The organism is Seonamhaeicola sp. S2-3 (assembly GCF_001971785.1).
Taxonomy (GTDB): Bacteria; Bacteroidota; Bacteroidia; order Flavobacteriales; family Flavobacteriaceae; genus Seonamhaeicola.
In genome coordinates this window covers 1881203-1902767 of sequence record NZ_CP019389.1, presented here as the reverse complement: position 1 = coordinate 1902767, position 21565 = coordinate 1881203, and the positions used below count along the sequence as shown (strand labels likewise).

At 32.0% G+C, this 21565-nt stretch carries 21 protein-coding genes and 2 tRNA genes; 17 read left to right on the top strand and 6 right to left on the bottom strand.

Annotated features, from left to right (window positions below; translation table 11 throughout):
* Window positions 1-282: 282 nt before the first annotated feature.
* Window positions 283-579, bottom strand: a complete 297-nt coding sequence (locus tag BWZ22_RS08730) for an isoamylase early set domain-containing protein (RefSeq protein WP_076699383.1) — start codon at window positions 577-579, stop codon at window positions 283-285.
* Between the two features lie 300 nt (window positions 580-879).
* Between BWZ22_RS08730 and BWZ22_RS08725 the strand changes: the two genes are divergently transcribed.
* Genes BWZ22_RS08725 through lspA form a run of 4 tightly spaced genes read left to right on the top strand, consistent with a single transcriptional unit; the run spans window position 880 to window position 4515 of the window.
* The gene (locus BWZ22_RS08725; RefSeq protein ID WP_076699381.1) at window positions 880-1794 is read left to right on the top strand and encodes a dihydrofolate reductase; all 915 of its coding nucleotides are present in this window, start codon (window positions 880-882) and stop codon (window positions 1792-1794) included.
* A gap of 4 nt (window positions 1795-1798) precedes the next feature.
* Window positions 1799-3085, top strand: coding sequence for a kelch repeat-containing protein (locus tag BWZ22_RS08720; RefSeq protein ID WP_076699380.1), 1287 nt, complete (start codon window positions 1799-1801; stop codon window positions 3083-3085).
* Between the two features lie 39 nt (window positions 3086-3124).
* Window positions 3125-4018, top strand: a complete 894-nt coding sequence (gene fabD, locus BWZ22_RS08715; protein WP_076699378.1) for an ACP S-malonyltransferase — start codon at window positions 3125-3127, stop codon at window positions 4016-4018.
* The gene (lspA, locus tag BWZ22_RS08710) at window positions 4018-4515 is read left to right on the top strand and encodes a signal peptidase II (RefSeq protein WP_076699377.1); all 498 of its coding nucleotides are present in this window, start codon (window positions 4018-4020) and stop codon (window positions 4513-4515) included. Before fabD ends, lspA begins: the two co-directional genes overlap by 1 nt.
* Before the next feature lie 40 nt (window positions 4516-4555).
* Here lspA and galE read toward each other — a convergent pair whose 3' ends face one another.
* Together galE and BWZ22_RS08700 are read right to left on the bottom strand one after the other, a co-directional pair.
* A complete protein-coding gene (gene galE / locus BWZ22_RS08705; RefSeq protein WP_076699375.1) occupies window positions 4556-5578 on the bottom strand; it encodes a UDP-glucose 4-epimerase GalE in 1023 nt (340 codons plus the stop codon).
* On the bottom strand, window positions 5571-6704 hold the full coding sequence (locus BWZ22_RS08700; protein WP_076699374.1) for a DegT/DnrJ/EryC1/StrS aminotransferase family protein: 1134 nt from the start codon (window positions 6702-6704) through the stop codon (window positions 5571-5573). The genes galE and BWZ22_RS08700 overlap by 8 nt, the downstream gene beginning before the upstream one ends.
* A gap of 72 nt (window positions 6705-6776) precedes the next feature.
* Between BWZ22_RS08700 and BWZ22_RS08695 the strand changes: the two genes are divergently transcribed.
* From BWZ22_RS08695 to BWZ22_RS08655, 9 genes are all read left to right on the top strand, one after another.
* Window positions 6777-8057 (top strand): 3-deoxy-D-manno-octulosonic acid transferase, encoded by a 1281-nt coding sequence (locus BWZ22_RS08695; RefSeq protein ID WP_232225130.1) that lies wholly within the window; start codon window positions 6777-6779, stop codon window positions 8055-8057.
* 118 nt (window positions 8058-8175) lie between these two features.
* A complete protein-coding gene (locus BWZ22_RS08690) occupies window positions 8176-8520 on the top strand; it encodes a hypothetical protein (protein WP_076699372.1) in 345 nt (114 codons plus the stop codon).
* Between the two features lie 591 nt (window positions 8521-9111).
* Window positions 9112-9495 (top strand): hypothetical protein, encoded by a 384-nt coding sequence (locus BWZ22_RS08685; protein ID WP_076697215.1) that lies wholly within the window; start codon window positions 9112-9114, stop codon window positions 9493-9495.
* Window positions 9496-9538: 43 nt separating this feature from the next.
* On the top strand, window positions 9539-10474 hold the full coding sequence (locus BWZ22_RS08680) for a transposase (protein WP_076697213.1): 936 nt from the start codon (window positions 9539-9541) through the stop codon (window positions 10472-10474).
* Between the two features lie 314 nt (window positions 10475-10788).
* Complete coding sequence (locus BWZ22_RS08675; RefSeq protein ID WP_076699371.1) at window positions 10789-11085, top strand: helix-turn-helix domain-containing protein; 297 nt, start codon at window positions 10789-10791, stop codon at window positions 11083-11085.
* Between the two features lie 92 nt (window positions 11086-11177).
* Window positions 11178-13418 carry a hypothetical protein gene (locus tag BWZ22_RS08670; RefSeq protein WP_076699369.1) on the top strand — a complete coding sequence of 747 codons (2241 nt, stop codon included), beginning with the start codon at window positions 11178-11180 and terminating at the stop codon, window positions 13416-13418.
* 26 nt (window positions 13419-13444) lie between these two features.
* Window positions 13445-13735: a hypothetical protein gene (locus BWZ22_RS08665; protein ID WP_076699368.1), complete on the top strand. Its 291-nt coding sequence runs from the start codon at window positions 13445-13447 to the stop codon at window positions 13733-13735.
* The gene (locus BWZ22_RS08660; RefSeq protein ID WP_076699366.1) at window positions 13728-14009 is read left to right on the top strand and encodes a hypothetical protein; all 282 of its coding nucleotides are present in this window, start codon (window positions 13728-13730) and stop codon (window positions 14007-14009) included. The genes BWZ22_RS08665 and BWZ22_RS08660 overlap by 8 nt, the downstream gene beginning before the upstream one ends.
* Window positions 14010-14036: 27 nt before the next feature.
* Window positions 14037-14636, top strand: coding sequence for a hypothetical protein (locus BWZ22_RS08655; protein ID WP_076699365.1), 600 nt, complete (start codon window positions 14037-14039; stop codon window positions 14634-14636).
* A 177-nt stretch (window positions 14637-14813) separates the two neighbouring features.
* Here the strand turns inward: BWZ22_RS08655 and BWZ22_RS08650 are convergent.
* The 3 genes from BWZ22_RS08650 to mutS form a co-directional block, all read right to left on the bottom strand.
* A tRNA-Leu gene (locus BWZ22_RS08650) sits at window positions 14814-14898 on the bottom strand.
* Window positions 14899-14949: 51 nt separating this feature from the next.
* Window positions 14950-15021 (bottom strand) — tRNA-Gly (locus BWZ22_RS08645).
* A gap of 99 nt (window positions 15022-15120) precedes the next feature.
* A complete protein-coding gene (mutS, locus tag BWZ22_RS08640) occupies window positions 15121-17733 on the bottom strand; it encodes a DNA mismatch repair protein MutS (protein WP_076699363.1) in 2613 nt (870 codons plus the stop codon).
* Window positions 17734-17946: 213 nt separating this feature from the next.
* Here mutS and BWZ22_RS08635 point away from each other — a divergent pair, with 213 nt between their 5' ends.
* The 4 genes from BWZ22_RS08635 (at window position 17947) to BWZ22_RS08620 (ending at window position 21557) form a co-directional block, all read left to right on the top strand.
* Window positions 17947-18489: an RNA methyltransferase gene (locus BWZ22_RS08635; protein WP_076702388.1), complete on the top strand. Its 543-nt coding sequence runs from the start codon at window positions 17947-17949 to the stop codon at window positions 18487-18489.
* A 4-nt stretch (window positions 18490-18493) separates the two neighbouring features.
* The gene (locus tag BWZ22_RS08630) at window positions 18494-19957 is read left to right on the top strand and encodes a potassium/proton antiporter (protein ID WP_076699362.1); all 1464 of its coding nucleotides are present in this window, start codon (window positions 18494-18496) and stop codon (window positions 19955-19957) included.
* Window positions 19958-19960: 3 nt separating this feature from the next.
* A complete protein-coding gene (locus BWZ22_RS08625; protein WP_076699361.1) occupies window positions 19961-20620 on the top strand; it encodes a class I SAM-dependent methyltransferase in 660 nt (219 codons plus the stop codon).
* A 103-nt stretch (window positions 20621-20723) separates the two neighbouring features.
* On the top strand, window positions 20724-21557 hold the full coding sequence (locus BWZ22_RS08620) for a hypothetical protein (protein WP_076699359.1): 834 nt from the start codon (window positions 20724-20726) through the stop codon (window positions 21555-21557).
* Window positions 21558-21565 lie beyond the last annotated feature (8 nt).

The window sequence follows — 21565 nt, the reverse complement described above, 5'->3', positions numbered from 1 at the left end:
TCAATAGTAGTCAATTGGTGTCAATAGTAGTCAATTGATGTCAATAGATGTCAAAACATGTCAATAGATGTCAAAAGCAGTCAATACGTGTCATAATTTGGATAATACTTTTAAGGCGTTAGGGATTGAGGCATTTGTTGAAGCTCCCCGACCTAAGGAGGGAGCGACTGCCGAAAGCCCGACCCTACTGGGGAACGCCCCAATTAATTTTTTACTAAAAATAAGGCATAAAAAAAGCGCTCTCAAAACATGAAAGCGCTTTAGTTTTTTATATATGTTTACTTATACTGTTACAACACTGTTTTCTGATCCTGCAAAGTCATTCCAAACATAAGAATCTGCTTCTGAGTCGTTTACATACTCGCCATCTACTAAATATTTAAACTCATAAGAGTTATCTACATCTAAATCAACCGTACCTTTAAAGGTGCCGTTTTTTAATTTTTTAAGAGGTGCCTTTTTAGCATTCCAATCGTTAAAGCTTCCTATAACAGAAACTTTTTTTGCATCTTCCGCTTCAATAGAAAAAGTAACCTTACATACTGGCTTACTTTTTAAGAATTGTTTTTTAATAGCCATAAATTTAATTTTTTGTGTGTTGTTTTATGACACAAATTTATAAAACAAATTCCTACATGTTTGTATCTACATGTACAAAACACCAAGAATTATCAATTTGGTAATATATATTAACAATATTTTAATGAATAGAAAAAAAACAAATAAAAAAATATGATTTTAACAACCTTTAAAATAGGCTTTTTTACTGATTATCAGAGGGTTTTAAGCTAAATCGTTTTCGGGAAATTGCTACTTAAAAATCGTGATATATAAACATCCGTTAAAAATCTTTAACTTTACAAAACTTAATATAAATGCATGTTTGGAAAAAAGAAAAATATACCTCAAATAGATAAAGATCAGTTAGAATTAATTGAAAATGCACAAAAACGTATAAAGCAAAAAAAGCGTTTATATATGCACTTTGTACTGTTTTTATTAGGTGCTATTTTTTTAATTATTGCCAACACCGTTTTGGGTATTGGTAAAGGTGTGCAATTTTTTCAAATAGACTGGTTTGTGTTTGCCATTTTTATTTGGCTTTTCTTTTTGTTATACCATACTTTTAATGTGTTTGTAACCAATAAATTTTTAGGAAAAGCTTGGGAACAAAAACAATTAGAAAAATTAGTAGCACAACAAAAAATTAGAATTGAAAAACTAAAAAATGAATTAAAAAAAGAAGCGCCTATTATTGCCGAAACCGAGGTTTATAATGAAGAACTAGCTATTAAAAATAAGACTTCTGAAATTACCATTATTGTTGCTGCTGCCGAAAATGACGCTATTGGCAAAGACAATAAACTTATTTGGCATTTAAGTGATGACCTAAAACGTTTTAAAACACTAACAAACGGACACCATATTATTATGGGTAGAAAAACGTTTGAAAGTTTCCCTAAGCCATTGCCTAACAGAACACATGTTGTAATTACCAGACAACCAAATTATAAAGCCCCCGAAGGGGTTATTGTAGTTAATAGCTTAGAGGCAGCTATTGAAGCCTCTAAGGCAGACCCTCAACCTTTTATTATTGGTGGTGGCCAAATTTACAAACAAGCTATAGGTATTGCCGATAAAATTGAACTTACTAGAGTGCATGAGTCTTTTGAAGCCGATGCCTTTTTCCCAGAAATAGACCCCAATATTTGGGAAGAAACCAGTAACATTTTCCATACTAAAGATGCAAAACATGAGCATGAATTTTCTTTTTTAACGTATGTAAGAAAATAGTGTTATGAAATATTTCTGCCTTTGTTTTATCTTCTTTTCTTGTATTTTAAACGCTCAAATTAAAGACTGGTGGATTGATAAAAACGAAGACGAAAACTATACCGCACGTCATGAATGTTCTTTTGTGCAAGCTGGTGATAAGTTTATTATGTTTGGTGGTAGAGAATCGGCTCAAAAACTTGATATCTACGATTTTAAAACCAATACTTGGACACAAGCTAAAAACTTAGCTCCAAAAGAATTTAACCATTTTCAAGCTACGTTTTACAAAGGTTTTGTTTGGATAATTGGCGCTTTTAAAACCAATACCTTTCCCAGAGAAATTCCTGAAGAAAACGTATGGTTGTATTTCCCACCAACTGATAGCTGGATAAAAGGTCCCGAAATTCCTAAAAACAGAAGACGTGGCGGTGCAGGTCTTGTGGTTTATAATAATAAGTTTTATTTAATTGGAGGTAATACTATTGGCCACGATGGAGGTTATGTAAACTGGTTTGATGAATACAACCCAAAAACCAACACATGGACAGTTTTAGAAAACGCATCACAAGCCAGAGACCACTTTAGTGCTGCTGTTATTAACAATAAGCTTTATGCTGTTGCTGGCAGACATTCTGGTGGTGAAGGCGGTGTGTTTGCCCCTTTAGTAAACGTAGTAGATGTTTATGATTTTAACACCAAAACATGGTCTGTTTTAAAAGAAAACATACCAACTCCCCGAGCTGCTCCAGGAATTGCTGTTTTTAATAATGAATTACTAGTAATGGGTGGCGAAGGCACGCAAAAAGGACCCGCTTATAACATTGTTGAAGCTTACAACCCTATAACAGGAAAATGGTCTAAAAAAGCAACTATGCATTATCCCAGACATGGTACCCAAGCCATCCGTTCTGGAAAAGGTATTTATATTGCTGCAGGTTCTCCTAAAAGAGGTGGTGGCAGACAACTAAATATGGAAGTTTACAATGAAGATAAACCTAGCGGTACTAAATTAATAGCGTCTCATTTAACAGGTCCTAAAAAAGTTAAGATTGCTAAGGGGGGCTCAACTTCAATTAAAATAAAAAACAAAGGTGGTAATACTGGTAGTTTTATAACTTCAATTAAATTGATTGGAAAAGATGCGCATGCCTTTAAAGTAGATTCTAATGTAAATTTTACTTTAATTGATGCAAACAGTAGTTTCTTCATAAAAATAAAGCATCTAACTAATACACTTGGTGAAACCGCAAGTTTAGAAATTACTTATAATGGTGATAGCAAAAAAATTATTAATCTAGTAAGTAACTAAAAATTTAGGTATTTTTGCCACACCAAAAAACGAATTACAATGAATGCATATATATTTCCTGGTCAAGGCGCACAATTTTCTGGAATGGGCTTAGACCTTTATGAAAACTCTGCTACAGCACAAGAGTTATTTGAACAAGCTAATGATATTTTAGGTTTTGCCATAACAGACATTATGTTTGAAGGTTCTGCTGAAGATTTAAAGCAAACCAATGTAACACAACCTGCTATATTTTTACACTCAGTAATTTTAGCCAAAACTTTAGGCGATAGCTTTAAACCAGATATGGTTGCAGGACACTCGCTTGGTGAATTTTCTGCCTTAGTTGCTAACGGCACTTTAAATTTTGAAGATGGTTTAAAACTAGTTTCGCAACGTGCTATGGCTATGCAAAAAGCTTGCGAATTACAACCCAGTACTATGGCTGCGGTTTTAGGATTAGATGATGATGTAGTTGAAAAGGTTTGCGCTATTACTGATGGTGTTGTGGTTGCTGCCAACTACAATTGTCCAGGTCAATTAGTAATTTCTGGCGAAGTAGAGGCGGTTAATAAAGCTTGCGAAACCTTAAAAGAAGAAGGTGCTAGAAGAGCTCTAGTATTACCTGTTGGTGGTGCATTTCATTCGCCATTAATGGAACCCGCACGCGAAGAATTAGCTGCTGCTATTGAAAATACAACCTTTAGCAAACCAAACTGTCCTATTTATCAAAATGTAACAGCTAATGCCGTTACAGATGAAAATGCTATTAAAACCAATTTAATATCGCAATTAACAGCTCCTGTACGCTGGACACAGTCTGTACAACAAATGATTAGCGATGGTGCTACGTTGTTTACTGAAGTAGGTCCAGGCAAAGTGTTACAAGGGCTAGTTAAAAAAATTAACAGAGCTTCTGAGACAGCTTCTGCAACTTTTGAAGGTAACTTATAATGAAACTATCACGTCGTTCAGCATTTATTATCATAACTATTATTGCTAGTATTGCTATTGATCAAATTTCTAAGGTTTGGATTAGAGCTAATGTAACACCTGGAACTTCATCAGAAATTATTGGTAAATACTTTACGCTACATAACGTAGAAAACACAGGTGCCTTTTTAGGTATGGGAAGTGATTTAAATGAAACGCTTAGAATTATTTTACTACTTATTCTTCCTGTTGTAGTGTTAGGTTTTGTGCTTAGATATGTTTTTAAGGATAAAAGTTTAGGTAATTGGTCGCTTTTTGCTTTTGCTAGTATTATTGGTGGCGGCATTGCTAATGTTTACGACCGGTTTGTGTATGGAAGTGTTACCGATTTTTGGCATATTGATTTAGGCGGCGTTTTTAGAACTGGTATTTTTAATGTTGCCGATGTATTTGTTAGCACGGGCATGATAATACTGGTATTTTTTACTTTTTTTAAGAAAACAAAAAAAGCTGATTAAAGAAATTTAATCAGCTTTTAATAAAATTTAAATTATTTTATTATTTACTTCTAACTTTCTGTTCCCATTTCCAAGCAGAAAGCATAGCATCATCTAAAGTTAATTCTGTTTTCCAACCTAATTCATTATTAGCTTTAGTAGTATCTGCATAGGCAGAAATGATATCACCTTCTCTTCTTCCTACTATTTTATAATTAAGTTTTTTACCAGAAACACGCTCAAAAGCTTCTACTACTTCTAATACAGAACTTCCTTTACCAGTTCCTAAATTAAAAGTTTCATAATTGTCTTTATTCTTATTTTTAAGCAATCGTTCTAAAGCCACAACATGTGCTTTTGCTAAATCTACCACATGAATATAATCTCTTATACATGTTCCGTCTGGTGTTGGGTAATCATCACCAAAAACCGATAGTTGCTCTCTTAAACCAATAGCAGTTTGCGTAATAAATGGCACTAAATTTTGCGGTACGCCAATAGGTAGTTCTCCAATTTCTGTAGAAGCATGTGCGCCAACTGGATTGAAATAACGTAATGCAATAGCTTTTAAAGTTGGTACTACTTTACAGGTATCTCTTATAATTTCTTCTCCTATTTGCTTTGTGTTTCCATATGGAGATTCTGCTTGTTTAACAGGAGCATTTTCTGTAATTGGTAATTCATCGGCTTGTCCGTAAACAGTACAAGATGAACTAAAAATAAAACTAGCTTCGGGTAATTGCTTTAACTCTTTTAATAAATAAACTAACGTACTTATGTTATTTTCATAATACAATAAGGGTTCCTGAACACTCTCTCCTACTGCTTTACTAGCCGCAAAATGAATAACGCCTTTTATATCATTATGTTTTTTAAAAAAAGCTTCAACTAATGATTTTTCTTTTAAGTCTATTTTTTCAAAAACTGGTGTTTTACCAGTAATAGCTGTAATACCATCTAGTACTTTCTCTGATGAATTTGATAAGTCATCAATAATAACAACATCGTAACCAGCTTCTTGCAACTCTACTACGGTATGTGACCCTATAAAGCCTAAACCCCCTGTAACTAATATTTTATCCATTTACAAATTTTATAACAGTTGAAGTAATATATTCTATTTGTTCATCATCTAATTCCGTATGCATGGGTAACGAAATAACTTGTTTTACCAACGTATTGGTTACTTTAAAGTCGTTTTCATTATACCTATCATCTGCATAAGCCTTTTGTTTATGTAACGGAATTGGGTAATACACGCCACAAGGTATGCCTTTTTCGTTTAAATGTTTAGCCAAAGCATCTCTATCAACCCCTTTTACTTTTAAAGTATATTGATGAAACACATGATTATCTTCTGCTCCGTATCTATACGGTGTTTCAATATTTTCAATATTCTCAAAAGCTTTATCATATTTATTTGCGGCCGCTCTTCTGCTTTGGTTATAACTATCTAAAAGCGGTAATTTAGCATCTAAAACAGCTGCTTGTATACTATCTAACCTTGAGTTAACACCAACAACATCGTGGTGATAGCGTTCATACATACCGTGGTTTACAATACCTCTAATGGTGTGTGCCAGGGCATCGTTATTTGTAAAAATGGCGCCTCCATCACCATAACATCCTAAATTTTTAGAAGGGAAAAATGACGTGGCTCCAACATCTCCAATAGTACCAACCTTTACTTTTTCACCATTTGCATAAGTGTAATTAGCTCCTATGGCCTGTGCAGTATCTTCAATTACAAATAAATTATGCGCTTTAGCCAACTCCATAACAGCTTCCATGTTTGCACACTGACCAAATAAATGTACCGGTACAATGGCTTTTGTTTTGGGAGTTATAGCTTTTTTTACAGCTTCAATATTAATGTTAAAATCATCTTCATTTACATCTACTAAAACCGGAGTTAACTTAAGCAGTGCTATCACCTCAACCGTTGCAGCAAATGTAAAATCGGCAGTTATTACCTCATCGCCTGGTTTTAAACCTAAGCCCATCATGGCTATTTGTAATGCATCTGTACCATTAGCACATGGTATTACGTGCTTTACACCAAGATAATTTTCTAAATTCTTTTGAAATTCATGAACTTTGGGTCCGTTAATAAATGATGTAGTTTCAATTACTTCTTGAATAGAAGGATTTACAACGTCTTTTATACCACTATATTGACCTTTTAGGTCAACCATTTGAATTTTCTTCATTTGAAAAGATTACAACTCATATTTTTTGAGTTAATACACTACGAAATTACAAAAAATCACCTAGCTAAACCAATGAATTTATTCAAAGAAATGTATTTTAGCAACAAACAAACAATATTGAGTTTTCTTTATAACATTGGTATTAATTTAACGCATTTTACACTAAAATGCTTAGCGCTTTTTAACCATAAAATTAAACTTGGTGTACAAGGGCGTGCCCAAACATTTAATATTTTAAAAAATAATTTAAGTAGTGGCGATAAAACCCTGTGGTTTCATTGTGCTTCTTTAGGTGAATATGAACAAGGCCTACCTGTTTTTAAAGAGTTAAGAAAACATTATAAACACCATAAAATTATATTAAGTTTTTTTTCTCCGTCTGGATATGAAATTAGAAAAAATACTCCTATTGCAGATGTAGTAGTTTACCTTCCTTTAGATTTTAAAAAGAACGCAAAACAGTTTTTAAACATTTTAAACCCAGAGCTTACCATATTTGTAAAGTACGATATTTGGCCCAACTTTTTAAATGAATTAAAAACTAGAAATTTAAAAGCTATTTTAATTTCTGCAAATTTTAGAGAAAATCAATCTTATTTTAAGTTTTATGGCAACTATTTAAGAAAAGCCTTATTTGCATTTGAACACATTTTTGTTCAAAACAATCATTCTAAAAAATTACTAAAATCTATTAATTACAATAACGTAACTATTTCTGGAGACACACGTTTTGATAGAGTTTACAGCCAACTTAAACAAGACAATACTTTAAGTTTTGTTGAAGAATTTAAAGACAATAAACTATGTATAGTAGCAGGAAGCACATGGCCCGAAGGAGAAAATTTATTCATAGAATTTATAAATGCCAATACGCATAAAAATATAAAATTTATTATTGCACCCCATAATATTAAATCAAACCAAATAAACAGTTTAAAAGAAAAACTAAATGCAAATGTGGTTTTGTTTTCAAACAAAGAAAACCAATCACTTACTAAAGCTCAGGTTTTTATAATTGATACTATTGGCATACTTTCAAAAATATATAACTACGCCGATATAGCTTATGTTGGTGGTGCTGTTGGTAATACTGGATTGCACAACACCTTAGAACCCGCTGTTTTTGGAGTTCCTATTATTATTGGAAATAATCATGAAAAATTTCCAGAAGCCCAAGCTATGATTAATAAGGGTGGTATGTTTTCTATAAAAAACCAAAAAGAATTTAATCTTATTTTAAACAGATTAGTTAAAGAAAGTGACTTTCGTTTAAAAAGTGGGTCTAAAAACGCAGAATATATTAAAGAAAATAAGGGGGCCGTCATCCAAATTTTAGATTTCTTACGTATATAACTTAGATTTCAAGGAGAATGTTAAAATTTTTAACATTTTAATTTTAATCTAAACTAAAATCTATTACTTTAGTAATCAGTTTTTTAAAACTTTTTAAATTAACACTAAAACAATTATCATGAAAAAACTAATTTTTAGTACTGCTATTTTATTAGCATTAAGTTTATCTTTCACTTCTTGTAGAGACACAAAAAAAGCCGAAGACGCTGCTAATGCTGTTGAAAACGCAGTAGAAGAGGCAGGTGATGCTGCTAAAGACGCTGCAGAATCTGCTAAAGATGCAGCTGAAGATGCGGTTGATGCAGCAGGTGATGCTGTTGAAGATGCTACAGAAACTGTTAAGGAAGCAGCTGAAGATGCTGCTGACGCTGCAGGTGAAGCTGTGGATAACGCAAAAGAAGCTGCAGGTGACGCAGTAGATAAAGCTGCAGATGCTGCTAAAGAAAAAGTTAATGGGCTATAGGAAACTAATTAACCATAAAGCCTAAAGAGGCTGCCATTTCAGGCAGCCTCTTTTTTTTGTTATTTGCACAATATGAAAAAGACCTCAAGAGATTACCAAATTATATCCAGACCGAATTAAAGCAATCTTAAAGAAAATAATCATAAAACATACAGATTGGAAGCATAGGTGCAAAACTTTAAAATTATTCGACTTCCATTTTTATTAAGAAAAAGAGTTGTATAATTATATCAGGATTTATTTATTAACCTGTATAGCTATTTTAGGACAGATCAACTTTATAAGTATAGCGTATATACCCTATAGTAAAAGTATGTTACATCTATAGAAAAAGGCATTAATAGCTACCGTTAAACTAAAATGGTATAATTTATTTATTAGGCCTGTTCTTAATTATTATATAAATTTTGAGTCTAAATCTAAGCTTTTATAAGTCTATTTAAAGCTACAAAAAACACAGCACGCTTATTCGGCTAACACTAATTAACACAGAACACAACTATTAGTCTTAATCCCTATTTTTTTTTGGATCAATCTCAAAAGTTGGGTCTAAAGAGAAAAATAATTTTCTTTGTACTTTAAATTATATTGATGAATAAAGACACTGAGTTATCCTTGTTAAGTTTAATATTACCAGAAGGAATATTAGAGTATTTTGATATTGTTGGATTCGATAAGAAGCCTATAAAGCATGTTTTATATGAGAACCGTCTAACGATATATTTGGAGGAGAAAAAACAAATACCATCTAAGTACAAGGATTGCAAGTATAAAGCCAGTGGCTTCATGGAGCCTCGAATAATCGAGGATTATCCCGTTCGAGACAATCTACTATCATTAAATCTTAAACGAAGGCGTTGGGACGTTCTACTTGATAAAAAGAGGATTAAAGTAAGTCGTGAATGGGATGAATTTATTGCACAGGGAACTCGAATATCAAAAGAGTTTGCTGCTTTTTTAAAAGAAATCGACTGATAATACTGCTCTGAGCAGCCAACAACTTGGGCACCAGTATGGTATGTCCGGAAAAAGGCTTCAAAGACATTATAAGGATCACTTAAGTGATTTTAAGCAATGGGAGCATAAGAGTCATGCTAAACAGTGGCTTGTTTTCCCTGAAAACTTAGGTTCTTATTTATCCATTGATGAGACAGCGCTGTCCAAGGGAGAGCTCTATACCATCATTACCAATAAGAAGGCCAAAGGAAAGAAAGGGGCTTTAGTTGGGATATTCCACGGAACTAAAGTGGAGCCTATTATCGAACAACTCTTGAAGATCCCAGCAAAGAAGCGTGCTAAAGTGAAAGAGATTACCTTAGACATGGCTAACTCTATGAAAACAATCTCCACTAAATGTTTCCCGAAAGCCATCCAAGTAACAGACAGGTTCCATGTACAGAAGCTGGCAATAGAGGCGCTCCAAGATCTTCGTATCAAATACCGATGGGAAGCTTTGGATCAAGAAAATGAACAGATAAAGCTATCTAGAGCTGCCGACAAAGAATTTAAACCTGTAACTTTTTCTAATGGTGATAGCTCAAAACAACTCCTGGCCAGGAGTAGATATCTACTGTATAAATCCCCAGATAAATGGACTCCAAATCAGAAAGAGAGGGGACAGATATTGTTTAATGAATACCCAGAATTAAAGAAAGCTTATGGACTTGTTCAAGGCTTGAGGAATATTTTTAACCAAGCCATAGATATTAAAGTAGCTTACACCAAACTAGCCCACTGGTACAAAGATGTAGAGGAGTCTGGATTTAAGAGCTTCCAAACGGTAGCCAATAGTATTACTTTAAATTACCGCTCTGTACTCAACTATTTTATAAACAGAAGTACTAATGCTTCAGCTGAATCCTTTAATGCCAAAGTAAAGGCTTTTAGATCTCAATTTAGGGGAGTCAGGAATACGGAATACTTCTTATATCGCTTGATTAAATTATATTCTTAAAATGGTAAAAACCCAGATTTTGGACTTGATCCATAAAGCTCTTTATATTTGACATTGACATAAAAAAGGACACCACAAAAAAAACAATGTTCTTTTAGATGCCTTTAAATTTTTTTGGCTTTTATGTAGGAGTTTAAGCCATAATAACACCACAAAAGTATTAAAAGTATACGTTAAAAGTGTTAAAAAAATGTTAAATGTTTCAATAACGAAAACTTTTATACGGTTAATATTGTTTGCTGGTCATTTTAAAGGTGTTTATAAGAGCAATGTTTTTCGGTGATGTTCATAATGTATAATTTAATTTTTTCATTATGTTTCAAAACAAATTAACACTCTTAACACCTGATGAACTAAAAAGTTTTATCAAACCTATTAACGAAAAGCTGGAACTACTACAAAACCAGTTAAAAGAACTTAAACAGCAACCGCAAGAACAAACGCCAGTCAAATATTTGACACGTAAAGAAGTTGGTAAAATGCTTTCTGTAAACCTTGCAACGGTTCACAATATGACTGTTAAAGGTATTTTGAAAAAATATCAAATTGGAGGGCGTGTATTATACAAGCTTGATGAGGTCGAAAACGCTATTGTTGAACTTCAAAAATAAAAAAAAGCCCTATGAATACAGTAATTTCAAAAGGCTTTAGCGGTGTATGCAAATTTACTAAAATTAAACCTAAAAAACTAATTTAGTTTCCTATGTATAAGGCGAATAAACGCCTTTACATTTCAAATTCTATAAGGTTTGATTACAGTAATACGTGTAATTTAAAATACACTATACAGAATCTTATAACGCCAGATATTAAGGAAAATTTTAACAAAACACTTAATAACATTCAAGGCGATAAGTACGGAACTAAAGGCATACACATAAAAGAGTTAACAAAGGTTGCTCTTGCATATTTTTTTAGCGAGGTTTTTCCTGAAAATTACCATATAAAAGATAGTTACTATACGTTAGAAGCTGTTAAAGGTTTTTTAGATGCTAATAACCTATCACCTTATACTGCTATACATGAAGTTTGCGGTGCATGGTTTCCTTTGCATGATGCAAGTTTGTTTAATGAATGTTGGCTTATAATTCAAACTGCATGGTTTTTTAATTCAGAGCATTTTGGACACCATCAATATATTGATTATTTAAACTATTACAAGGAAACGGGCGAGAAACTACCTATTGATTTATACAGATATGATAAGGCATATTTGGAAAAAAAGTATAATGATAAATCAAAGGTTAATGGTTTCAAATTGGTTGAACAATGGCATTACTATATTTTATATTTAGTGGTTTGTGAATTAGAACTACCTAAAACACATTTTAAAAGCACTTATAAAGGATATAGGGATTATAACCCACTTACCAAATGCCCACGCCAACTTAGACCATTAACGCCTTTTAAAGTGGTTGAGTGTGATATAAAGAGCGCATTTCCTACTTTTTTAGATTATTTATTTAACTGCAATTTAAAAGATGAGGTTTACAATAATCTTATGCGTTGGCATGGTATTAAAAGAAGTGATGCAAAAATATTGTTTAACAAAAAACTTAATAGTGGAAAGTATCTAAGCAAAATTGAAATTATAGATTTTTTAATTAGTTGTGGTTATAGTAAACGTGTTGCAAACCAAATAACAAAATTAACACATGATAGTAATACGATATTCTTATACCACATGACCGAATTTGAAGAAGCTGCTATTAATGATTTTGTAAGAGAAAATAATATGGTTGGTGCAGGTCGTTTACATGATGCTGTTTTATTCATAGACAAAGGAATTAAGCCTTTTAATTTAAAAATTGATAACGATATAAGTTTTGGATATAAAGAATTAAACAGACCTGTTATAAAGCCCTTCTTTGCGTATTCATCTAAACATTTGCCTTATGCAAGAGTAAGTGCACTACCTACAAATCAAAGTGAATTTACAAAACCGTTAATAAAAAGATATGTTTTGAATAAACCAAATGCTATTGGAGAAGCAAACGGTTTTAAATTCTATAAATCCAAATACGACTATATAACAGCTGATTTTGATTGTAATAAGGCATACACATACAATATGTTTATAGAACGCCTAAAAACAACCATAAGCACTCTTAAATATCTTAATAACAGGTCAATAACTAAACAAGAATTAACACGAATATTAAACCATATAAGAAGGAACAGTAATATTTGTTTTAGTGTTCGTCATACAGGCAGGTTTTTAGTAAAATACTTAAATGCGCCTGTTCAAGATATAGAAATTAAGAGTTGTGATTTTGCTCTAACAGAATTAAAGCCTTTTAAAACTAAAATAGAATTTCTTAACGCTTACAATGAAGCAAAAAAGCAAATTAATCAAAATAGGAATCTTTATAAGTTGGCAGAACTTCTGCATACTTCATACACAAATAAAAGATTGAGTTGGTTGGTGTGTGAGTTCATTGGGAAACATGAAACAACCAACAAACTTGAACGCTTGTTATTAGGCAGACTTAATTATTTAATTACTGGTTATAGCCGAAAACCAAGACAAAAAAACAAGTTAAGCTGCACCCTCTTTAATAGAGTTCTTTATAAAGAGGGTGCATCTAAACTATCAAAAAAAGAATGTAAACAACTGAAAGACAGAGTTGTAAGGGTTAAATTTTGGACACATTTATTAAGTGTTCGTTTTGAACTTGAAATTGTGCCCGAAATAAAACCAAATAAACAGATAGGTAAGCAGGAATTGAATTGGCTAAAAAAACAAGTGGGAGAAAAAGAAATAAAAAGGTTACACCTGGTAAATAAAGATGAGGTGAAACCATATACACCAAATGTCAATGATTTTTGTACAGATATGTCAAATTCAATATTTAATCAAATAGATGATGAGGAAGCTTATTATAAAGGGGAACAGTTTTGGTATGAATACAAACGTTTCCACGAAAAACAGAAAACAGCATAACAAAGTTAAACTAACATAAAGTAACAATGAGAGGATTTCAAAACAGAGAGTTAGCAAAAAGAGCAGGGCAAAAGTCCACCCGAGCAGGAATAAGTGACAAAATGACTATTAAAACCCGAGAGTGTTTTAAAAACTTAATTGAAAACAATTTAGAGCGTTTACAGGATGATTTAAACAGCCTTGAACCTAAAGACCGATTAAAGATTATTATAAGCTTATCGGCTTTTGTACTACCTAAATTAAATGCGGTTGATGTAACCACAGGAGGCGAACAATTAGAAAGATATGTAACATTAAATTTTAAAGATGATGAGTAAAGAATTAACATTAAAAAGCATTGAAGAAATACTAAACGTCATTAACAAGTATTATGACAAATTAAGCCTTGATGATATGGTAAATATTATTAGGGCATATACTGGCGAAAAGATTACGCCAATAATTTTTACGTGCGATAAAAAAGAAAAGGACGAGGATAAACCTAAAAGAAATTTTGTTGAGTGGGTAAAAAATAATACTGATGTATTAGAAAGACTTTCAGAACCAATACCCCCACCATTTTTAAGTAATGTAAAAAGAGATAGCGAATAATAAATTTAATTAATAAATATAAGTAGTATGACAAAAGTTTTAATTAGAACAGATGAATTTTCAATTGAAAACACAAAAAAAGCAATTTTAGAAAAACTTGAATTGCTTAACGAACTTGTAACCATTACAGAAAACACTTTAAAGTTAAAGCTTACTGATGAACAAAAAACAGAACTTAAAGAAAAAGGAATGTTATTTGTGATGGATACTGTAAAACCAAAATTTAAGTTTCCTGATGCTGATACAGATTTTAATTTAAAAGCTTTGGGTATTGATTTGAAACCTATTCAAGATTTTTGGGATAGCAACAATAAATTATTTGCATCATTAACAAACCTTGAATTTAACAACGGTAAATTTATTATTAATAACATAGATGAACTACAATCAATTAAAAAGCATTATTACTATGCTACAAATGAAAGGCAAATACAAGCTTTTGAAAACGCAAACAAAGTATGTAAAACCTTAAATGATTTGTTAGATAAAGAACTAATCAAAGGTGCTCCCTCTAAATTATGCGATAATTTTGAAAATATACGCTACGGTTCAAAAAGTAACAGAACAGGTACAAGAGAGCCGTCGAGATTTTATCCAAAAACAGTGGCTATACTTAACATACGCTAATTTACAAACTTGTTTTTAGTTATTTTCTATTTAGAAAACCTGTTATATTTTATTTATAGCAGGTTTTTTTATTAGTAGTAATTAAGCTAAATATATTATTACGTACAAATGACGTACAAAACAAGGTGTAAAAAACAAAAAAAGCCTTGAAAATCAAAAGATTAACAAGGCTTTGAGTACTGAAGGCGGGACTTGAACCCGCACGGACTAAATGTCCATTGGATTTTAAGTCCAACGTGTCTACCAATTCCACCACTTCAGCATGCTTCGACATGCTCAGCACATCGTTTGGTATATTTTATGAAAGTATCAGAGCGAAAGACGGGATTTGAACCCGCGACCCTCACCTTGGCAAGGTGATGCTCTACCCCTGAGCTACTTTCGCAGTCTTTGTTTATGAACGTACAACCTCTCGATTGCGGATGCAAATTTAAAATAATTCTATGAATTGCAAAGCCTTTTCTTAAAATAAATGAAAATTATTTTAAGCTTGTTTTTTCTTCACCAACATTCGTTTTATTTCATTGAGTTTCATTAGCGCCTCAACGGGGGTAAGTGTATCAATATCAGTGTGTAATATTTCTTCCTTTATATTTTCTAATAACGGATCGTCTAAATTGAAAAAACTTAGTTGCATTTCGTCATTTAACGATTTTACTTTATCGGTTAGCTCTTCACTAGAATGAGATTGCTCTAATTTCTTCAATATTTTATTTGCTTTATGCAATACTTGTTGTGGCATTCCCGCCATTTTTGCTACGTGAATACCAAAACTATGGGCACTACCACCTTCTACCAGTTTTCTTAAAAACAATACATTGTCTTTTAACTCTTTTACTGAAACATTGAAGTTTTTAATACGCTCAAAAGTTTCGGTCATTTCGTTAAGCTCATGATAATGTGTTGCAAATAACGTTTTTGGTTTTGCAGGATGTTCATGTAAATACTCACTAATAGCCCAGGCAATTGAAATTCCATCATAGGTACTGGTTCCTCTACCTATTTCATCAAGCAATACTAAACTTCGGTCTGATATGTTATTTAAAATAGATGCTGTTTCATTCATTTCAACCATAAAGGTAGATTCTCCCATAGAGATATTATCACTAGCACCTACTCTAGTAAAAATCTTATCAACCATTCCTATTTTGGCAGATTCTGCAGGCACAAAACTTCCTATTTGAGCTAATAACACTATTAAAGCTGTTTGCCGTAAAATAGCAGATTTACCAGACATGTTAGGTCCCGTAATCATAATAATTTGTTGGCTGCTTCTATCTAAATACACATCATTGGTTATATAAGCTTCACCAAGCGGTAATTGTTTTTCTATTACGGGATGTCTACCGTTTTTAATATCTAAATCGAAAGATTCATCAATATCAGGATAACTATAATTGTTATCTTTTGCTAATTGTGCAAAACTACATAAACAATCTAGTTGCCCTATTAAGAAGGCATTTTGTTGTACTGCTTTTATGTATTGATTCATCCACACCACCAAATTGGCAAACAATTCTTGCTCTAGGGTTTGTATTCTATCTTCGGCTCCTAAAATTTTGGCTTCGTATTCTTTAAGCTCTTCGGTAATGTAACGTTCGGCACTTACTAAGGTTTGCTTTCGTATCCATGCTTCTGGCACCTTATCTTTATGTGTGTTTCTAACTTCAATATAATACCCAAACACGTTATTTGATGCAATTTTTAAAGATGGAATGCCTGTACGCTCACTTTCGCGCTTAAGCATATCATCTAAATAATCTTTACCAGATTTTGATAAACTACGTAATTCATCTAATTCTGATGAAAAACCCGTTGCAATAGTATTTCCTTTTAATACATTTACTGGAGCATCTTCATTTAGAGTTTCTTTAATTTTTTCACGAAGCACATCACAATTCTGAAGATTATCGCCAATAATTCTTAGCGATTCATTATCACAATTTGATGCCAAAGATTTTATAGGTACAATGGCTTCTAACGAATTTTTAAGTTGAATAACCTCGCGCGGGTTTACCTTACCTGTGGCAATTTTTGATATTAACCGTTCTAAATCGCCAATATGCTTTATATGATGCTGTATTTTTTGAAGCACCTCGTTGTTGTTGGTTAAAAAACTAACCACTTCATGACGTTGCTTTATTTTATCTAACCTTTTTAAAGGAAGCGCCAACCAACGTTTTAGCATGCGCCCACCCATAGCTGAAATAGTTTTATCTATTACCTGAAGTAAGGTTACCGCATTATTATTGGTAGAATTATAAAGCTCTAAATTTCTGATGGTGAATTTATCCATCCACACATAATCATCTTCTGCAATTCTAGAAATAGATGTAATATGTTGCAGTTTATGATGTTGTGTTTCACCTAAATAATGAAGTATAGAACCTGATGCTATAATACCTTCATATAAATCTTCTATACCAAAACCTTTAAGGGTTTTAGTTTCAAAATGTTTTGTAAGTGTTTCATAAGCATAATCGGTTTGAAACACCCAATCCTCTAGGTAAAAGGTATGAAAATCATCACCAAAAGTTTCACTAAACACACTGCGCTTTTGTTTAGAAACTAATACTTCACTAGGGTTAAAATTTTGAAGTAACTTATCTATATACTCTGCATTACCTTGCGAGGTTAAAAACTCGCCAGTAGATACATCTAAAAACGAAATGCCAATATACTTTTTATCAAAATGTACCGAACACAAAAAGTTGTTAGATTTTGAAACCAACACCTCATCATTTAAGGCAACTCCAGGAGTTACTAACTCTGTAACACCTCGTTTTACAATTTTCTTGGTAAGTTTTGGATCTTCTAACTGATCGCAAATAGCTACACGCTCTCCAGCCTTAACCAACTTAGGCAAGTAGGTGTTTAAAGAATGGTGCGGAAACCCTGCTAATTCGGTTTCACTTTCGCTACCGGCACCACGCTTGGTTAAAATAATACCTAAGATACCCGCAGTTTTTACAGCATCTTCACCAAAAGTTTCATAAAAATCGCCCACCCTAAACAGTAATAACGCATCAGGATACTTTGCTTTAATAGCATTATACTGTTTCATTAACGGGGTTTCTTTTTTTGCTTTTTTAGCCAATGGTTAAGTGGTTTTTAAATGTTATTTTTGACAAAAATTGTAGCATGCAATGTACTATTAATTTCATGTTTTTTGAAGTTGATATTACACAAGTTATCTACAATTCAAATGAGATTTCAACAATATCACTTGGTTTTTATGTGTGATGTAAAACATCTTAAATTTTAGATGATTACAATTTTTACCCACACAAAAACTAAAAAATTAAATAAAATGCGCAAACTTAAAAACAGTGAATTAGACCGTTTAAGTATTGAAGATTTTAAAAATTCTAAAAAAACACCGCTTATTATTGTTTTAGATAATATAAGAAGTTTGAATAATATAGGCTCTGTTTTTAGAACAAGCGATGCCTTTTTAATTGAAAAAATTTACCTCTGTGGCATTACCGCAAAACCACCTCATAAAGACATACACAAAACAGCACTTGGTAGCACAGAAACTGTGGCATGGGAATACGCAGAAAACACCTTAGATATTGTAAAAAAACTTAAAGCTGAAAATATAAAAGTATGCGCTATTGAGCAGGCTGAAAATGCGACTATGCTAAATGATTTTACAGTTGAAGCTAACACCAAATACGCACTTATTTTTGGTAATGAAGTTAAAGGCGTTTCTCAAGAAGTTGTTAATGCTAGCAACGAGGTTATTGAAATTCCGCAATTTGGCACCAAACACTCTTTAAATATTTCTGTGAGTTGTGGGGTAGTAATTTGGGATATGTTTTCAAAATTATCTAAATTTAACCTAATATAAACTTATGAATTTAACCATTGAAAACATTTTATTAGTTGGCTCCCTATTACTATTTGCAAGTATAATAGCTGGTAAAACATCATACAAATTTGGGGTTCCTACACTAATTTTGTTTTTATCTATTGGTATGCTAGCGGGTTCTGAAGGTGTAGGAGGCATTATGTTTGATGACCCTAAAATAGCACAATTTATTGGCATAGTTTCTCTTAATTTTATACTGTTTTCTGGTGGACTAGACACCAACTGGAAAAGCATAAAACCCGTTTTAAAAGAAGGTATTGCACTCTCTACCTTAGGTGTATTTTTAACTGCTATTTCTATTGGTAGTTTTGTTTATTTTATAACAGATTTCACTATTTACGAAAGCATGCTATTAGGGTCTATTGTATCCTCAACAGATGCTGCGGCTGTATTTTCTGTTTTACGATCTAAAAATTTAGCCTTAAAAACCAACTTAAGACCCACCTTAGAGCTTGAAAGTGGTAGTAACGACCCCATGGCCTATGTTTTAACTTTGGCATTTTTAATGCTAGTTATTAATCAAGACCAAAGTATTTACTCTATAATCCCTTTGTTTTTACAACAAATGACTATTGGATGTTTAGCTGGTTTTTTATTTGGTAAGTTGAGCAAATTAATAATCAACAAAATTAAACTTGATTTTGAAGGTCTTTATCCTGTTTTAACTATTGCTCTAATGTTTATAACCTTTTCTGCAACCGATTTTATTGGGGGCAATGGTTTCCTTGCTATTTATATATGTGCTGTTTTTCTAGGTAACCAAGACCTAATTCATAAAAAAACCATCATAAAAATGTATGATGGTTTAGCTTGGTTAATGCAAATTGTACTATTCTTAACATTAGGATTACTGGTATTTCCTTCTCAAATTATTCCCATTGCTGGCATAGGGCTACTAATTTCATTATTCTTAATAATTATAGCTAGACCTGTTGGAGTATTTATTAGCCTAATGTTTTTTAAAATGAAACTTAGGCGTCGTTTTTACATTTCGTGGGTTGGTTTACGTGGTGCTGTTCCTATTGTTTTTGCTACTTACCCCTTAATTGCTGGTGTAGAAAAAGCAAACATGATATTTAATATTGTTTTTTTTATATCTGTTACTTCTATTTTAATTCAAGGTACCACATTATCTGTGTTTGCTAAATGGCTAAATGTTGGGTTGCCAGAAAAAATTCAAACCGAAAGAGATAAATTTTTATCCGATTTTCCTAAAACTGCCATGAAGGAACTTGAGATTACCTCTAACTGTTATGCAGTAAACAAAAAAATTGTTGATTTAGGCTTTCCTAAAAATGCTATTATAGCCTTAATAAAAAGAAACAATAAATATTTAACCCCTAACGGATCTACGGTAATAGAACCTCATGATGTTTTAGTAATTCTTTCTGAAAACCAAGAAGGTCTTGAGCTTGTTAACAATTGTTTAAACAAAGCTATTGCGTAAAAAGTGGTAAAAAAAGCAAAAAAGCCTTGGCCTACTAAAGATGTTATGAACCAGATTTATGAAAAACATCTATGGGGTGGCTTAGATTTTGACTTTTATTCTGGAAGCGGATCTCATAATTCAAAAATTATAGATTCCTATATTGTAGCAGTTGTAAAATTCCTCTCATCTTTTAATCCGCTATTGGTTGTTTGTGATTTAGGTTGCGGCGATTTTAATATTGGTAAACATTTTATTAAACATGCTAAAAAATATATTGCTGTTGATATTGTAGAACCTCTCATAAAAAGAAACAAACAATTATTTAAACATGACCATTTAGAATTTCATTGTTTAGATATTTCAAAAGATAATATGCCAGAGGGAGATTGTGTTATTTTAAGGCAAGTTTTACAACATTTATCTAATACAGAAATAGAAAAAATTACTAAAAAACTTTACGCTTATAAGTACATTATTTTAACAGAACACATACCAACAGGCTTATTTACACCAAACAAAGACATTATTTCTGGACAAGGCAATAGAACTAAATTTAACAGCGGTGTTAACTTAGCTAAAACCCCCTTCAATTTTAAATTCAAAGAAGAAAGAATTATAAATAATTATATTCTTGAAGACAAGAAAAGTCAAATTGTAACAACATTATATAAAGTGTTTTAACCAATAATTAAACATCTAATTATTTCTAAAACCTATTTAAAAACATTAAATTTATTATCGCTATTTAACACGTAGGTTTTTATACCTCATTAATAAAATTATCATGTCTTTAAAATTTGTTCTATCGTTTTTTGTTACCGCTCTATTTTCAACAGGTATTTTTGCTCAAGAAATTCCTATTGAATATTTTGAAATGGATTTAAAACCAGGTTTACAACAGCGAAGTAAAGATATACTACAGAACGAAATAAATGGTGTAAGCACAACACACGTAACTATTACTAGTAATGTTACTCAAAAAGTAAATATTAATAACACTCATAAATTTGTGTATTTATTTATAAAAGGATATGGAGAGCTTTTTTCTGGAGGTAAAACTTATGAGATTGTTCCAGAAACTATTATGCTACCAAATACCGTTGAAGATATTACATTTAAACCTGTTGAAAATGATACCCTTCATTATATTAAAATAGCCGTTTTACAAACAGAATTAGATAAAAAAGACATAAAAACATTTCCTAAGAAAAATACAGAAACCATCTATTTTAAGAAATTTACAGATTGTAAATCGTACACAGAACCTATTAAAAGTCCGCAAACCACCAGTAGAACCATATTACCTAACAAATATATTCCAAGAGTTGCTATGGGCACAGTAAGAACAATTGGACCAGATGCAGTAGGCGCACATGTTCATGCTATGCTAGAACAGTTATTTTTAGGGCTTGCAGACAACCATACTATAGTATATGCAGATGATGCTAAAGTTGATTTTCCTGAACATTCATTACTCCATATTCCTTTAGGTTCTAGCCACTCTGTTAGCGTAGATGCCAACAAAGAAATGTATTATGTTTGGATGGATTTCTTTATAGATAAAGATGGCGAAGAATGGTTAAAAACTCATAATGAAGACGAGAAAAAAGAAGATTAAAAAAATTT